The organism is Oculatella sp. LEGE 06141, assembly GCF_015207605.1.
Lineage (GTDB): Bacteria > Cyanobacteriota > Cyanobacteriia > Elainellales > Elainellaceae > Oculatella.
Genome location: NZ_JADEWO010000032.1, coordinates 67,222 through 83,643, shown reverse-complemented (window position 1 = coordinate 83,643; position 16,422 = coordinate 67,222). Strand labels below are relative to the sequence as shown.

Annotated in this window: 10 protein-coding genes and 2 pseudogenes; 4 read left to right on the top strand and 8 right to left on the bottom strand. The window is 51.2% G+C overall.

All coding sequences use genetic code 11. From position 1 onward, the window contains the following. The 3 genes and pseudogenes from IQ268_RS20110 to hemB all read left to right on the top strand — a co-directional run. Positions 1–599, top strand: a pseudogene (locus tag IQ268_RS20110) (DNA repair protein RecN); the annotation flags it as partial. Positions 600–810: 211 nt separating this feature from the next. Beyond that, positions 811–2,235 carry a hypothetical protein gene (locus tag IQ268_RS20105; protein ID WP_193883049.1) on the top strand — a complete coding sequence of 475 codons (1,425 nt, stop codon included), beginning with the start codon at positions 811–813 and terminating at the stop codon, positions 2,233–2,235. A 242-nt stretch (positions 2,236–2,477) separates the two neighbouring features. Beyond that, positions 2,478–3,452: pseudogene (gene hemB, locus IQ268_RS20100) on the top strand (porphobilinogen synthase); the annotation flags it as partial. 226 nt (positions 3,453–3,678) lie between these two features. On the opposite strand, the gene truB reads toward hemB, so the two are convergent. From truB to IQ268_RS20065, 7 genes are all read right to left on the bottom strand, one after another. Beyond that, on the bottom strand, positions 3,679–4,575 hold the full coding sequence (gene truB, locus IQ268_RS20095; RefSeq protein WP_193883067.1) for a tRNA pseudouridine(55) synthase TruB: 897 nt from the start codon (positions 4,573–4,575) through the stop codon (positions 3,679–3,681). A gap of 52 nt (positions 4,576–4,627) precedes the next feature. Continuing rightward, positions 4,628–5,950: a PAS domain-containing sensor histidine kinase gene (locus tag IQ268_RS20090; protein WP_193883047.1), complete on the bottom strand. Its 1,323-nt coding sequence runs from the start codon at positions 5,948–5,950 to the stop codon at positions 4,628–4,630. 370 nt (positions 5,951–6,320) lie between these two features. Then, complete coding sequence (locus IQ268_RS20085; RefSeq protein WP_193883045.1) at positions 6,321–8,879, bottom strand: GAF domain-containing protein; 2,559 nt, start codon at positions 8,877–8,879, stop codon at positions 6,321–6,323. A 269-nt stretch (positions 8,880–9,148) separates the two neighbouring features. After that, entirely contained in the window at positions 9,149–10,189 is a 1,041-nt protein-coding gene (locus IQ268_RS20080; RefSeq protein WP_193883043.1) for a chemotaxis protein CheB, read from the bottom strand. A gap of 257 nt (positions 10,190–10,446) precedes the next feature. Continuing rightward, on the bottom strand, positions 10,447–11,760 hold the full coding sequence (locus tag IQ268_RS20075; protein WP_193883041.1) for a PAS domain-containing sensor histidine kinase: 1,314 nt from the start codon (positions 11,758–11,760) through the stop codon (positions 10,447–10,449). Positions 11,761–11,834: 74 nt separating this feature from the next. Further along, a complete protein-coding gene (locus tag IQ268_RS20070; RefSeq protein WP_193883040.1) occupies positions 11,835–13,697 on the bottom strand; it encodes a CheR family methyltransferase in 1,863 nt (620 codons plus the stop codon). Continuing rightward, positions 13,694–14,335, bottom strand: coding sequence for a chemotaxis protein CheB (locus IQ268_RS20065; protein WP_193883039.1), 642 nt, complete (start codon positions 14,333–14,335; stop codon positions 13,694–13,696). The genes IQ268_RS20070 and IQ268_RS20065 overlap by 4 nt, the downstream gene beginning before the upstream one ends. Positions 14,336–14,650: 315 nt before the next feature. Between IQ268_RS20065 and IQ268_RS20060 the strand changes: the two genes are divergently transcribed. Then, positions 14,651–15,103 (top strand): hypothetical protein, encoded by a 453-nt coding sequence (locus IQ268_RS20060; protein ID WP_193883038.1) that lies wholly within the window; start codon positions 14,651–14,653, stop codon positions 15,101–15,103. 42 nt (positions 15,104–15,145) lie between these two features. On the opposite strand, the gene IQ268_RS20055 is transcribed toward IQ268_RS20060, so the two are convergent. Beyond that, the gene (locus IQ268_RS20055; protein ID WP_193883037.1) at positions 15,146–16,327 is read right to left on the bottom strand and encodes an aldo/keto reductase; all 1,182 of its coding nucleotides are present in this window, start codon (positions 16,325–16,327) and stop codon (positions 15,146–15,148) included. Positions 16,328–16,422 lie beyond the last annotated feature (95 nt).

The window sequence follows — 16,422 nt, the reverse complement described above, 5'->3', positions numbered from 1 at the left end:
CCGGTGAACCCCTGCATCCCCTTTCAGAAATTGCCTCTGGTGGGGAAATGAGCCGCTTCTTGCTGGCACTCAAAGCCTGCTTTTCGCAAATCGATTCAGTGGGAACGATGGTGTTTGACGAAATTGATGTGGGGGTCTCTGGCCGTGTGGCGCAGGCGATCGCCGACAAGCTGCATCAAATTAGTCAGCGGCATCAGGTGCTTTGCGTCACCCATCAACCGATTATTGCGGCAATGGCCGATTCTCACTTCCGAGTCAACAAAGAGCAGGTGAACGATCGCACCCAGGCCGAAGCCGCGCCAAAGGGAAGAGGCAAGGCCAAGCGAACCTCAACCGAAGACGTAGCCGCCGCCAACGGCTCCAGGCCAGATGATATCAGGACGGTAGTGCGAGTCATTGCGCTAGACGGGCAGCAACGACGAGAAGAATTGGCACAGTTAGCAGGCGGCAAATCCGACCAGGAGGCGATCGCCTTTGCGGATTCTTTGCTGGCTCAAGCGGCAACCGCACGCACAGCCTTTGCCACCCAAACAGCCCCTCCCAACGCTGCCGCATCGACCAAAGCCACGAAAACGAAAGCGACACGATCGAAGAAATGATGCCTGGAGGGGTTCCAAACTCTGTTGCTCCAGCCGCTTTACTGGCCTGTAGACACAGCCGATCGCGTCAACGATGACGGGCATCCCTTGGGCATTGAACCGAGAGAACATTAGACCTTACAAACTCATTACTGAAACCTCACAGTTTGCTTTTCTACTGTGTACTATTCTGTGACTAAAGACAGTCATTGTTGGAGCCGTACAGGTCAACATGCAGCGTTTCCCCATGCCCCGCAGCAGCCAAATTCAGCCCCGCAAGAAACGGATTTTGGTTTTGGGAACCGCACTGCAAAGTCCGTCTGTTACGGCTTACGATTGGAGCAATTTGCCCAATTACCTCAACGTTGCCGATTATGATGTCATCATTTTTAACTTCACTTCATTATCAGAGGCACAGTTCAACGGCAGAATTAGGCCAGAGCGCTTACCCACCTGGCAGCAGTTAACTCGGCTGCTCTTTAGCCCAAACAGCGAAATCATTTGTATTGGGTTTCCGGCAGGAGAGACCAGCAACAGCCTTTACCAGTCCATCACCTGGTGGTTACCCGTTACGCCCCATTTTATGGCGGCCTCTGGTGAAGTGATTCGAGATATTGATACCGAGTTTGATTACTACTTTGAATATGTTCGGCGCTGGTTCTTTTATGCCACGCCAAAATTCAAGGCTCATTTTTTAGGATTAGCGAACTACATGCGGGTCGTTCATCCGCGAGTTAACCACTTGCGCGTTGGCATGGGCACGATCGCCCGCAATCGGTTTCATCAACCCATTGCTTTTAAGCTGCTGTTTCGGGCTGGCTATGCGTATCCTGGTCATGCTTTTACAGTGCCGTCTAACTTGCCAGCAAAATCAGCCGCTAGCGTCGAGCCATTGCTCAATTCTGGACTGGTGATTTGGCTACCATCGCCAACTGAAATTTCGGCGGATGATGCTATTCAGCTCATATTGCACAAGCGCTATCGGCTGGAGTTGGCACCAGCGCCACCCTCCTGGATCGCAACTTATCCATTGCCCGAGCAAGAAGCGATCGCCCGCAAAATTGCCAAACACCAGCAGGCCATTCAGCAGCTTCGTGCCGAACTAGAGCAGGCACAGCAACAGCTAGACGCGACTTCAGGACATCAGCGCTTGCTCTACGAGCAAAACCAGGACAGGTTAACCCTGGCGGTATGCGAGGGTTTGCAGGAGTTAGGGGCACGCATCCACTATTTTCGTCTGGCCGAGCAGGTTGTGATTCGCTTAACGGCACCCACCGGAAAAGACGCAGTGCTGGACGTTCGTTCTAGAATCGGTGCCCTGCTGCTAAAGGACATCCGCCAGCTCGACCAGGCGGTGCGCGACATGCTGTTGCAGCAGAACTGGCGCGGCAAAGGAATTTTGATTGTCAATGCCAATTGCCGCCAGTCGCCGCAATTTAGAGACGAGCCGTTTCCACCCAACTGCCGTCGCGCGGCTCAAGAATTGGGGTATTGCCTGATGACAACCACCCAGCTATTTCAGGCGATCGCCGACTACCAGTTAAACGAACTAAACATCACCGAATTTTGGCAGCTTGTTTTTAACACAGACGGGGTCTGCCTGTTACCAGAACTGATGGCGCTAAACGAGCCACCACAGTCGCCCGCCTTAGATTAAGTCAACCAATTGAGTCAACCTGTAACCAACAATGCGGTTTGTTAAGGTTAAGATAGGCAGAAATTTCACGGGTGGGATGCCTCAAATGCCATTGATAGCGCCATTCGCCCCCACCGAACGAACTGCTTTTTTACAGAACGTAACGTAATAAGTGAGCCTCAGGGACAGTCAACGTTTTAGACTTTTAACAGTCTTTAAAGCCTCAACCACCAAAACTGTTTTACCGTTTTGCACGAAAGCCTATGTTTCCAATTCAGCGTCCTCGTCGTCTTCGCAGCAATTCTCAACTTCGGCGGATGGTTCGTGAGATCGTACTAACCACAAACGATCTGATCTACCCTCTATTCGCTGTACCTGGAGAGGGCATTGCTCAGGAAGTAAAATCGATGCCGGGTGTCTACCAGCTTTCGGTAGACAAGATTGTGGAAGAGGCAAAGGAAGTTTACGACTTAGGCATCCCTGCGATCATTTTGTTTGGCATTCCGGCAGACAAAGATATTGATGCGACCGGTGCATGGCACGATCACGGTATTGTGCAGGTGGCGGCTACCGCCGTAAAAGAAGCGGTACCCGACCTGATTGTGATTGCCGATACCTGCCTGTGTGAATACACGTCTCACGGTCACTGTGGCTACCTGGAAGTGGGCGACCTGACCGGGCGAGTGTTGAACGACCCTACCCTGGAACTGCTGAAGAAAACCGCTGTTTCCCAGGTTAAAGCCGGGGTGGATATCATTGCTCCATCGGGGATGATGGATGGGTTTGTTCGCGCGATTCGCAGTGGCTTAGACGAAGCTGGCTATATCGATACTCCTATCCTGTCCTATGCGGCAAAGTATGCCTCCGCCTATTATGGGCCGTTCCGGGATGCGGCAGAATCAACGCCGCAGTTTGGCGATCGCCGCACCTATCAAATGGACCCTGCTAACAGCCGCGAAGCCATCAAAGAAGTGGCGCTAGACGTGGCAGAAGGGGCTGACATGCTGATGGTGAAGCCTGCTCTGGCTTACATGGATATCATCTGGCAGGTCAAACAGGCGACCAACTTACCCGTTGCTGCCTATAATGTGTCGGGCGAATACGCCATGATCAAGGCCGCTGCGCTCAACGGCTGGATTGACGAGCAGCGAGTGGTGATGGAAACCATGACCAGCTTTAAGCGAGCAGGTACCGACCTGATTTTGACCTATCACGCCAAGGACATTGCCCGCTGGCTGCACGAAGAGAGTATGTCTACCGCCAAGTGGTTGGGCGATCGCGCCGCCTCTGAGGTGCAAACAACTCCCGTTGCGCCCTGCATTCGCACTCCCGGCTTCGAGCCGCTGAATCCCGAGCAGTTGGCATCGGCTCCGGTAGCAGAAGAAACAAACGCATAGGTAACATCAGCATGGGCGATTTGCGAGTCGCCCATGCTGATGTTCAACGATGGTGTTTTACCTCGGCTCAGAACTGGGGTTCAAATACGAGTTTAGGAATGAGGAGCCATTCCGCTTCAGCACAAACAGGCTGACCGATTCCTAAAAAATGACCGTCTTCGTGATGAACCCGAACATAGGCGAACTGAGACAGGGTTGGTGCTAACGGCAGGCGTTGCCCCTGGCACCAGCGTTTGGCCTCATCGGCAGGCAGTCGCCACTCGGTCAAATGTTGCAATGCCAACACCGGGGCGATCGGTTCAAAGCAATCGGCTTGAATTTGCGACTCTAGCGTTTCCAGGGTAAGGCTATCGCTTAAACTAAAGCCGCTGCTAGCGGTGCGGCTCAACGCGGCTAGAGTGGCACCCGTTCCCAGGACATACCCCAAATCACGTGCGATCGCCCGAATATACGTCCCGGCACCACAAGTAATGGCAACATCCAGTTCAGGGAAGTCTTGCGATCGCCAATCCAAAATCTCAACGTGATGCACCTCTACCGTTCGCACCGGGGCTTCCACGGGAACGCCAGAGCGAGCCAGTTCATACAGCCGTTTTCCCTGCACTTGAATGGCGCTGAAGCTCGGCGGAATTTGCTGAATGGTGCCCTGAAACTGCGGCAGTGCCGCTTGAATTGCGTCTAAGGTCAGCCAGGGTACCGGATCGGCCTTGAGAGCATCCCCTTCCAGATCGTCGGTGGTGGTTTGCACGCCAAACCGAATCGTGGCGTGGTATGCCTTATCGGATTGCAAAAATTGCAGCAATCGCGTTGCTTTACCCAGCGCGATCGGCAACACGCCAGTGGCCTTAGGGTCGAGGGTTCCACCATGACCCACCTTTTTAAGATGCAGCAACCGCCGAACCCGTGCTACGCAGTCATGCGAGGTCAGCCCGTTGGGTTTGTGTAAATTCAAAAAACCATGCACAGCAATAGTCGGCAAACGTCCTTAAAAATAGCAGCGAAAAAATAGCAATGAACTAAGCGTCGAGCGCCGCGTTTGTGGTGGATTTATCCTGATAAGGCAGAGTCACTGTAAACGTGGTGCCCACATCAAGCTGGCTCTCTACCTTAATGGTGCCACCATGCAACTCTACCGCTTTTTGGACGATCGCCAAACCCATCCCCGTTCCCGGTATGCCGTCAACATTTTTCGCACGGTGAAACGGCTGCATCAGCCAGAGCTGGTCGTCTTCAGGGATACCAATGCCGTTGTCTTGAACTTGAATCATAAGCCGATCGCTCTGGCAGGTGAGCTTAAGGCAAACCACGCTGTTGTGCGGTGAGTATTTCAATGCATTGGATAAAAGATTGTTGAGAATTTGCTGTAGCAAGTTTGGGTCAAGACACACCAACCCACATTCACCGATCGCTTCAAACTGAATCCATGTTCCTGTCTCCAGGCTGGGGGCATACAGTTCCAGTACATCCTGACAGAACAAACGCACATCTATGATTTGTGGTTGAAACTGTAAGTAGCCTGCATCTGCCTGATTAAACATGAAGACTTTATCTAACAGTTGAGCCATCCGTTTTACAGAAATCCGAATTCGCTGTAAATGACGCTGCTGGTCTTGAAACGGTAGTTCATTGTGCCTCTCGAGTAAGTCAACCGCCATTGAGATAATGGTGAGAGGAGTCCGAAACTCATGAGACGCCGTTTGAATAAAGCGAGAGGTTAGCTCGTTTAATTCTTTTTCGGTCTCTAGCTCTTGTTGCAGCGCTTCTGCCTGTTTGCGCTCGGTCAGGTCACGAATGAGGCAACGGTAACCCGTTACCATGCCTTGCATATCAGAAATATCAGAGATGGCAATGGCTACTGGCACACGTTGCCCATCACGCCTTTGCAGATCTACCTCCCAATCTGGTAATCGGCGTGCGGTCGAAAGATAGTTGAGCTGTTCGCGAAACGCTGTACGGTAATCTGCGGCAATGAACACAATTAGTGGTTTACCCAGCAAAAAGCGACGCTCTACATTCAACAATTCTGTAGCAGCGTGGTTAGCATCTTGAATGATTCCAGCCACATCGGTAACAACATACGCATCTGGGGCACGCTCAAACAGCTCTTTATAGTGTCGGCGTTCGCGAGCAACGGCCTGTTGCGAGACATTCAGTTCGTTATTGGCCTGACATAACCCTTCAATTGCAGTCTGCAATTCTTCTAATGCATTGGCAAATTCGTTAATTGCTACAGGTAAAAGGTCTGCACTGCGTTCAGAAGAACTATTCGCTTGCTGTCGAACCGTTTGAAGGCGAGCATGGGCGGCTTGCAACTGCCGATCTAATTCAAGTGCATCCATATGAAATAACGATTGAGCCGAGTGACAAACAAGTATGCTATGGGCAACGCTGAACCCTTGCACCCTATCTTATGGTGGTCTGAATCACGGTATGAATTTGTCCCCATTCTAGAGAACGACATCACCCAAGTTTGTCAAATCAGGTGAGTTAGAGGGCAACCAAAGTTATCACCTTTCAACGATTCATACCCATTCAGCAAGGACAGAAATTAATTCACCACACTCAAAACCCTGCACCCCACAAGCATCTTGACGAGACTGTGGCTGACTCGATTGAGAACTGCTGTAAATAGTCATCCACTATCCTCGCCTTACATCCCGCCTTACGTCCCAATAGTGCGAGACTTCGGGGGCAAATGCAGGACGGTTGCTACATTTCAACAGCCCCTCGTACCGTGGAAGATGTGGGTAGTTGAAGGGTAAATGTCGTCCAGCCGTTTTGGCTCTCTACCTGGAGATTACCTTGCATTTGCTCTACCAATCCCTGCACCAGCGCCAGACCGAGTCCGGTTCCGCCGTGCTTCCAGGGATCAAGTTTGGGAATACGATAGAACTTCTCGAAAATGCGGGGCAGTTCCCTGGCTGCGATCGCTGCGGTATTTTGCACCGTTATGATTAACACCGATCGCCCTTTCCCGGTTGGAGTGTCGCTCGCGTCTTGCAGGCGGTTTACAGGCACAAACACCGAAGCCGATGCCGCAGAACGGAGAGAAGGGCTGTCTGTATAGTCAAATGCGATCGCAATCTCGCCACCCGCTGCCGTATATTTACAGGCATTATTCAGCAGTTCCGTTAAGAGCCGTTCTAAACTGGCGCGGTTAACCACAACCGAGGGAAAATCCGGTGCCAGATGAACATGGAGTTGCTGCTGCTGCGTTTGGGTTCGGCTTTGGAAAGGAGCGATTAGTTTAGGCAACAAGTCCTGCAAGCGGATTGACTCTGCTAGAAACGTTGGAGATGTACTCAACTCTAACCGCTGGAGGTCAAGCACATCGTTGAGCAAAGCGGCTTCACGCCGACATTCGGACTGCATAATGTTGAGATACTGCTCACGCCGTTCTGGAGTAGAGGCCACTCTCAACATTTGGATCGCCATTTGCATATTGGCAACGGGTGTACGCAGTTCGTGGGAAACCGTGTTAAGAAAATCGTTTTTGAGGTAATCTAGCCGTCGCAGTTCCGCTACCTGAACTTGCGAGGTTTGGTAAAGCCGCGCCTGCCGAATGGCGATCGCACACTGCGCCGCAACCTGCTCTACCAGCCGCACATCCTGTTCATCAAAGCTCATATCTAACGGCTTAAGTAACCACAAATCGCCCAATGCGTCCCGATCGTCGCAAATGGGGCAGGCCAAAATAGCCGCCGCACGAGCAGAGCCATGGGGCGAGCCAGACGGCAAATCGCAAAACTGAAAGGATTGTCCGGTTAGCAGTTGGTGATACCCTTGAGCAAAATCGGCCATCTGGATAACGTCTCCCTGGGTTGAACCCTCAACCGTCGGATAGTTATAGCAAATGGTAGACGATCGCTGTGCCAGGTTATACAGTGCTGCGTCACAGGCTTCCAAACCTAGAACAAGCGGCAGTTCTTGCACCACCGTTTGCAAAATTTGGTCTTCGTCCAGCGACATCCGCACCTTATCGGTGATTCGTCTCATCAACGCCTCAACGGTGAGCAAGCGCTGCAACTCAGCGGTGCGCCCTTGCACTTGCCGGCTTAAATTGGCGTTGAACTGTTGAAGTTGATGATAAAGCGACGATTGCTGCACGGCAATTTCTAGCTGAGTCGCAAATTGCCTGAGGAAGTCAATCTCGAACGGTTTCCACTGCCGCGCCTCGGAACATTGCTGGACGCACAAGCAGCCCCAGGGTTGCTGGTCTACGGTAAGCAACGCCGACAGGTTAGCCCGCACTTCCAGACGAATTAAACCATCAGCGCAGTGGGTGGAAAGGTCGGCATCTTCGACATCGGCGATCGCCACCACAGCGCCAGCTTGCAGGGTGTCTGCTAGCAGCACCTCCAGCGGAGGATGGAGTGTGTCTGCCTGTAAGGATGGAATACCCGGTGCCGTCGATTCCATCTTGAACTGACTGGTTGAACCCTCTGTGCGCTGATAAATTGCAACCCGTTCTGCGTTCAAAAATGCGCGAATTTCTGTCACCGCAACAGCAAGAATGTCATCCAGTTGCAACGACTGCCGAATGCGCTGGGTCATGTTGTTGAGCAACCGCTCTCGCTCGGTTTGCTGCCGTAGCGCGGCTTCGGCCTGTTGCCGTTCTCTAATCTCTTGCTGAAGCTGCCGATTAGCCGTTAGTAGCTTTGCTGTCCGCTCTGCCACCAGGTCTTCTAGTTCTTCCTGGTGCTGCCGCAGGGCTTCTTCCATCTGTTGCTGCCGGGTAATGTCTCGCAGCATCCAGCGCAGTTTTCCCGCATGAAGGGGGTTGAAAATCGGCACTACCGTAACGGCTACAGGCAAGACTGTGTCAGCACGAGGCTTCAGGTGAGCGACCCACTCTAGCCGTTCTTGCTGCCCAATCTGTTGCAGGTGATTGTGAAAGGTGATGCGATCGCCCTCAGCCAGATACACAATCAACGGTTTGCCAAGCAAAAACCGCTTTTTAGTGTTCAGCAAGCGTTCTGCCTTAACATTGGCATCTTGAATCACACCACTGGCATCGGTGACTAAATAGCCATCTGGAGCAAACTCAAACAAGTCTCGATAATGCTGCTGTTGTTGTTCAGCAACATCTCGTGCCACGGTTAACGCCTCATTGGCAACCTGCATTTCTTCTATACTAACCTGAAGCTCTTCGCACACTTCAGTCAATAAGGCCTGTTCGGCAGGCAACAAATCACGCCCTTGCTGTTTCAAGGCAGACTGGTAGCGATCGATCTCTTCAATATAAATTTGAAATTCGCTAGTAGACACGGCAACCTAGAGGATAGTTAGTGAGAAGCTAGACGTTTAAGCAACAAGCGACACTCTCAGGGTATTTGCCGATTACGCGTCTTACCTACTTCACGATGCACCTGATCAAGCTACTCTTGATACTGAACTGGGTTGAACCCATTTACGATAGCGTACTAGAGGTACCGTAAGCGGTCGCTTATCACACATAACTCTTACATCTCTTTTAATTTCTCTCTTCAGCAATCAGATAGAGATTTTGTTGAAAGCCTAAAAAGTACGGATTTTAGCTAATTCGCAATGTCTAGCTTCTGGTGAAGCGCCATACGAATCAGTTCGGCACTTTGCTTAAAGCTTTTCATTTTGTCTTCATACTGGTTGGCCGAAAAGTCGTGATGGCGATCGCGGGCTTGCTCTGCCATTCTAGACAGCAATACCGCTCGCTCGTCCAGTAAACGAATTGCATTCCACAATGCGGCTTCTAAATGGTCGGACTGTTCCGATAGCAAACTCTGCCCCGAATACGCGTGTCCCGTTCGACAGCGAAATCTGGCAAATCCGCTGTCTTCCGATTCCCAAAGCGCTCCACCACACTCTGGACAAACAAAGCCAGACGGATTTCCCTGGCGCTCGTCGGTGGGTAAAGACGTTACTGGTTTGACTGCCATGTCTCCCGCTTCTGTTTCGTCTGTTTCGTCTGTTTCGTCTGTTTCGTCTGTTTCGTCTGTTTCGTCTTTCATGGATTCCCCTCCCGTCTCTTTTGCTGGTTTGCCCACCAGGTCAATTAACGAAGCTCCAATGTCGGCAATTGGCAAAACATAGTCCACATCTACATGGGCGATCGCACTTTTGGGCATTCCCGAAAAGAGCGCATCCTCCGGGTCTTGAACAATGGCAATGCCACCCTGACGCTTGATCTCCATTAGTCCTGCCGTGCCGTCATCCAGCATTCCCGACAACACAATGCCAATTACCTGATTTTTATAGGCTCTGGCAGCGGTACGAAACAATGGATCGATGGCAGGGCGATGACCGTTTTCTTTGGGGCCTTGTACAACGCTGATATGCCCTTGCTTAATCAACATGTGATGGTTGGGTGGGCTGATATAAACATGGCCGGGTCGAATAGCCTCTTGATCCACCGCATGAGCGACTGGCAGCGATGCAGAACGGCTCAGGATGGCGGGGAGAAAACTTTTTTCGGAGCCAGGAAGATGAATCACGATAAAAACGGTTGCCGGAAAATTGCTCGGCAATGCCTTCACTAGCTGAGAGAGGGTTTCAACGCCGCCTGCTGAGGCACCAACGACGACAATGTCATGTTTGAGCATGAGGGGTTGATATTGATGCAGAAATTGTGGATTAGGGACTACACAGGCGCTGCTGTAGAGAATGGATTAAAGGTGCTGAACATCAATTGAACCGCTGTTTCAATCTCTCCTTCGCACCACCGCTGTGGGTTACTCTATTCGAGGAGTGCAGCCCATTCAATGTAAGCTCGATCGCCGTCTACAAAGCAGTTTCTGTAAGATATCAGCTTAACGTATCCGTCGCTGACGGAACCCACCCTAAAGAGATGAATGCACAATTATTGCTCTGTTTCTGGCCGATGCAACGGCAGCCACACAGTGAAGGTGCTGCCCTGGTTTAACTCGCTTTCAATGGCGATCGTTCCACCCCATACTTCCACAGCGTGTTGTGCGATCGTCAATCCCAATCCGGTTCCGGGAATCGTCTCAGCGTTGTGAGCGCGATGAAACGGCAACACCAACCGAGCCTGCTCATCTAACGGGATGCCGATGCCCTGATCCTGAATTTGCACGATTAGCTGCTCTGGTTCACAGGTCAACCTCAGATAAACGATGCTTTCAGCCGCCGAGTAGTTGAGCGCATTAGAAAGCAAGTTGTTCAAAATCTGTTGCAGCAACGACGGATCGAATTCGACAAACTCACAATTGCCGACCCAATCTAGATGAATTCGCTCTACTCCGGTGGCGTTGGCCTGATACGGTTCAACCAGATCGCGGCAAAACTGGTACAGGTTCAAGCAGCGTGGAGCGACAGTGGGCGGCGAGGCTTGCGTTTTACCATAAGCGAGGATTTTCTCTAACATGCGCGTTAGCGATCGCACAGCCAACGGAATCTTCTGTAAGCACTGCTGCTGTTGCTCTTGAGATAAATTGTGGCCGTAGCGTTCCAGTAGATGCGAGGCCATCTGAATAACATGCAGAGGCGTGCGAAACTCGTGAGACATCGTGCGAACGAAGCGGGCTTTCAGGTCGCTCAGTTCCTGCTCTGCCGTGTAAGAGTGATTTCTGCCGGTTGGGGGTTGGGTGCGATCGGGCGAGTGGCGCAACTGCCAGCGAAACGCCGTTGGTTGACCGTCCGAGTCGCAAACCAGAGACACTGTGGCCTCTACTTTTGCCACTTCGCCATTGCGACATTGCAAATGCAGAAGCCAGGGATCTAACAGTGCCAGGTGGGCAAGCTGGCTCAGCCTGGTGCTAAACAACAGGCGATCGCTGGCGGCAACAAACAGCACGAGGGGTTTCCCCGACAGAAATTTTGGCTCAATTTTGAGCAAGGCTGATGCGGCCTGGTTCGCATTGCGGATAACACCCGCTGCATCGGTTACCAGATAGGCATCCGGAGCAAACTCGAACAGCTCTTGATACTGTCCCCACTTTAGCTCTAACACCCGATAGGCTTCCGATAGCTCTTCGTGTTGAACGTATAGCTCCTCGGCAGCTGTATACAGTTCCTCTAACGATGTTGAAAGCTCGCCAATTGCTAACGGTGTCAGATCAGGAGGCAATGCAGATGATGTGCTAGCGCACTGACGCATCACTGCAAGTCGGCCTTGAACCGCTTGTATCTCACGCTCAAAGTCAAGAGCTTCCATTCCACGGTGCCTTAGCAGTTTGCTGTAACCAATGTTATCAATATTGTCTCGGTTTTCCTTCAATAGTAGAAGCTTTAGAGATCAGATTCTTCCATCAATAGGATTACTCCCAGTCGCTCTTGATTGGGACTCAGCAGCACACTGATGCTGATGTCGTAACGGCTAGTGCGGCCTCGGCGGTTCATGGCGGTTACTGTAACTTCTTGCCGAGCGCTATCTTCAGCCAGCAAACTTTGGCGAATAGGCTCTGCCAGTTGCTCGACGGGTAAGCCAATATCCAGCCCTAATAAGGTTTGCCCACGCACCTCGGCACTTCTCAACCCCCACATATTCGCGGCTTCGTCGTTCCAGGTGAGGATGCGAAGCTGACGATCGACCACAACGGCACCCGTTCGTAGATTGGTCAAAATTGAATTCAAGAAGGCATTCGATTGGTTCAAATCGTCGGTTCTTAACCGCAATTCATCGTTGATGGTTTGCAGTTCTTCGTTGGTCGATTGCAATTCTTCATTCATCGTTTCCAATTCTTCGTTGGTCGATTGCAATTCTTCATTCGTCGTTTCCAATTCTTCATTGGTCGATTGCAATTCTTCATTCGTCGTTTCTAGTTCTTCATTCGCCGATTGCAATTCTTCGTTCGACGTTTCCAATTCCTGATTCGATCGCTGCAATTCGAGCTGAAGATCGTGATACTGGGTGACATCTGCAAAGGTGATGCTGACTCCCAATAAATCACTGCCGTTTTCTTGCAACGGCATAAACTGAACGTCAAAATATTGTCCGCCCCCGTCCGGAACGTCGCGAAACACATCGTTTACGGTGACAGGCTGGCGAGTGTTATACACCTGTTCAATGCGGGAGCGTAGCTCCAGGGGACGATAGGAGATTTCTACATCCTGTAAAGGTTGCCCAATGTCTAGCAAGCTAATTCTAAACAGGATACGAGCCTGCATATTAGCCATTACTAACGTGCCGTTGAAGTCTACAACCACCTGCGCGGTTGGCACAGCGTTAAAGGCCGCTTCTCTCAACCGCACATCGTTGGATAGCCGCCCACTCGCTTCTTCATCCCCTGCTTGTGCCAAGACCATTAACCGATCGCGGATGTTAGCGTTAGGAACTTTGGTAAAAATGCGGTGCTGCAAGCTCAGCGGTGCAAACAGATGAGTGTGGGTTAGCAGCATCTCTGCTTTGCCAAGAAATAAAGCGCTGCTCTCATTCAGGGCAAAGTGAAATCGGGCTAAAATGCGGGACTGCGTCTCGGTATTGAAATACATTAAGGTGTTGCGGCAAACCAGCAAATCTAGCCGGGAAATGGGTGCGTTTTGCACGATGTCGTGCCGCCCAAAAATAACCGCTCGCCGCAAATCAGAGCGAAACGTGTAGCGATCGCCAACGGGTTCAAAATACTTCTCCCGCATATCTATCGGAACAGGCTCAATGTCCTTAGCGGTATAGCTGGCCTGACGTGCCTGGGTCAAAGCCTCTTCGTCTGCATCTGTTGCATAAATTTTGACTCGCTGGCGAAACGAGTCGGCTCCCAATTCATCGGCCAGCAGCATGGCGATCGTATAAGCCTCTTCACCAGAGGCGCAACCTACACTCCAAACTCGAATTGGCTCGGTTGGCGGTTTCTGTTGCAACAGCAGCGGTAGAGTTTGGTGCTGCAAATATTGCCACGCCGCCATATCTCGAAAAAACGCGGTGACGTTAATCAAGATCGTGTTAAACAGGGCGGTAAACTCTTCCGGGTGAACTTCTAAATAATCTAAATAGTCGCCAAAGCTTTGCACTTCGACGGTTTGCATCTGCTTTTGCACCCGCCGTCTAAGGCTCGCCCGCTTATATCCTGTGAAATCGAACCCGCGTACTCGCCTCAAATAATCTAATAAAATTTCAAATACGCGATCGTCGTCGTTGTTAGTAGTAATAGTCATTCAGCACCTTGATTCCAGTGCCCTTGATTAACGAGCTGAGTTAACGCTGAAGCGATTTGAATCAGGGACAGCACAAAATCGACGTTTTGCGTGCGAATAGCGGCATTGGGCATCCCAAAAAACTCAGCCGTCTCATCTTGGGCGATTACAATTCCTTGATTCGCTTTGATTGCCCGAATCCCTTCGGCACCATCGCTTCCTGTCCCGGTTAACACCACCGCGATCGCCCGCTTGCCATAACTGCTGGCAACAGACCGAAAGAGAATGTCAGCCGAAGGTCGAACAAAGTTGACCGCTACCGTTTGGTCGAGAGTTAGCGTTCTGTCTAAGTTTACCAACAGATGATAGTTAGAGGGAGCAATGTAAACCGTTCCTGGCTGCAATTGCTCTCCGTTTTCCGCTTGCTTAACCAGCAGGCCAGTAACACGGTCAAGAATCACATCTAACAGCGATCGCCGACTCGGCTCAAGGTGTTGCACCACCACCACAGGCACAGGAAATGTGGCAGGCAAGTTCGCCAAGAGTTGGCTGAGAGCCTGTAGCCCCCCCGCAGATGTGGCGATCGCAACAATGTCAAATGATGACGGCACCAACTGAGGCGGATGGTTGTAAGTATCTTCTGTGCCTAAACTTGTCACGTTTCTTTAAGCCACACCATGAGTTGTTTAACTTGATGAAACGCTAGCCCCAAGCCCAATACCAACGTATCGTGAACCGCTGTGAGTTAAGCCTATCTCCAGATAGGTGAGGCTATCTTATCTTAAACACTAAAGTTAACTGAAACACCAGGCAGTGAGTTGTCATCCAACACACCGCTACCTGAGGGACACAATCCAGGTTGTAGCCATCTGTCATCTAAACGGGTGTTTTACAAAGTGCTGAGTGACACTCCAACCGCTCCTCAACTCCCTCGACTTTGGGGAGTGTAAAACAGCAAAGACTCTACAGAATTTATGAACTCTATAGACTCTACAGAACCTCCTGGCAAGCCAATATTGCCTGAAACCGCTCAGGTTGCTCGTAGACATGCCCAGGAAGCCGAACAGCACGGCAAGCGCATAGAGGCGATCGGCAAAAGGATTCAGCAGTGCCACCACACCTCGGATGATTTGGGAAACACGGTTGAACAAGTTGGCAAAGCGATTCAACACCATGCCCAACGGTCAGAACACTATGTAGAAATAGCCGAGCAAGAGCCAGGAAACAACTCTCGGCAAGTCTACACTAAAGCGGTTGACGAGCATTCCAAAGCAACCGATATTCATGTCAAGGCAACGAAGCAGGTGATAGCTGCCGCCAGAGTGCAGCAACAGGCGACTCAAAAGTACTTGCAGCACTTAAACGAACAGATGAAATCGTCTAAACCGCCAGCGGCAGAGCAAAAAGAACAGCACGATGCCGAATAGGACATTGAACCGACATCACTGCTGTTGAGACTACTGCTGAGACTACTGCTGAGATAGCCGTTGCACAGACTGCCCCCCCAATAACCGATCGGCCTCGGCTAAAAGGGTGGGAATTTTGTCAGCATGAGGACTAGCAGCCAAACACGAACTGAGATCAAGCTGGTTGACGCGATCGGCTTTTGCACCGGGAAGCCAGTGTCCGGCATTGCCCAACATGTTGTATCGAGTTCGGGCATAGTCCACCATGTCATAGGCCAAAGCTAAATTTCGCAGCCACAGAATTGTCCAGATGTTGAGGCCGCCAGGAGTGCGATCGGGTGTGGGTAGGCCAACGTGCCAGGTGTGATACCACTCTTCGCCCAAGGTGGCGATCGCTTCTTGCTCCAGCTTGTTGAGAATAGGCGGCAAAATGTGTTTGGCCTGGTCGAGCAAAGCGACGGCTTTGAGGTGTTCATCAAAATCCGTTGGGCAAGACGCGCCAACACTGAGGGTATGCACTTGCGGATGGCTCAAGCAAAACAGGTCGTTAAACACCATTGGACTCAGCGGATAACATAAGTCCACCAGTTTCGGAGACGGTTTGTAAAGCATCCCTCCCTTATCAGATGGGCTGATGATAAATACGCCCATGTCGTGCCGGGTAGCGGCTTCGATCGCCGCCCAGTTGCTCTGGTTAATGTAATACCAGTGCAAATTGACATAGTCGAACTGGTTGGTGGCGATCGCGTCCAAAATCACAGAAGTTGGAGCATGGGTGGAAAAGCCAATAAACCGAACCCGTCCCTGCCGCTGAAACGATTTAGCAACATCCAGACAGCCGCCAGGACGAACGCTCTGCTGCAACAGTTCAGGTGTGTTAATGCCGTGCAAACCGAGCAGGTCTACCGATTCCAGCCTCAAATGATTCAGCGACGTTTCTAACGTTTGACGAAAGTCCTTTGGGTTCTCCGTTGGGCTAATCTTGGTTTGCACAATGATTTGATCTCTAGGCAGCGTGGGCAAAATTCGCCCTAGCTGTAGCTCGGATGTACCGTAGCCCCGCGCCGTTTCAATGTGACAAATACCCACGTCGATCGCCCGTCGAATCGTGTTTTCCAGGTTAATCTGGCTGTCGCGCGAAATTTGCCAGCCTGGGACATCTTGCCATTTATACTGATAGCGCATTCCGCCGCAGGAGAATACGGGCATAGAAAGGTCTGTACGCCCAAACCGTCGATATTGCATAGGGATATCATCAACCGGAAGTGTTACTTGCTAGTTAGCCGCTCTAGCAGCGATGAGGCCGCACTTTATAGAGTAGATAGACTATCGGCGGGTTA

Excerpts from the sequence above, each read along its gene's own strand:
- IQ268_RS20075 (WP_193883041.1), bottom strand. The coding sequence starts at position 11,760 with ATGGAAGCTCTTGACTTTGAGCGTGAGATACAAGCGGTTCAAGGCCGA.
- IQ268_RS20090 (WP_193883047.1), bottom strand. The coding sequence starts at position 5,950 with ATGGATGCACTTGAATTAGATCGGCAGTTGCAAGCCGCCCATGCTCGC.
- IQ268_RS20055 (WP_193883037.1), bottom strand. The coding sequence starts at position 16,327 with ATGCAATATCGACGGTTTGGGCGTACAGACCTTTCTATGCCCGTATTC.
- IQ268_RS20105 (WP_193883049.1), top strand. The coding sequence starts at position 811 with ATGCAGCGTTTCCCCATGCCCCGCAGCAGCCAAATTCAGCCCCGCAAG.
- IQ268_RS20080 (WP_193883043.1), bottom strand. The coding sequence starts at position 10,189 with ATGCTCAAACATGACATTGTCGTCGTTGGTGCCTCAGCAGGCGGCGTT.
- IQ268_RS20060 (WP_193883038.1), top strand. The coding sequence starts at position 14,651 with ATGAACTCTATAGACTCTACAGAACCTCCTGGCAAGCCAATATTGCCT.
- IQ268_RS20070 (WP_193883040.1), bottom strand. The coding sequence starts at position 13,697 with ATGACTATTACTACTAACAACGACGACGATCGCGTATTTGAAATTTTA.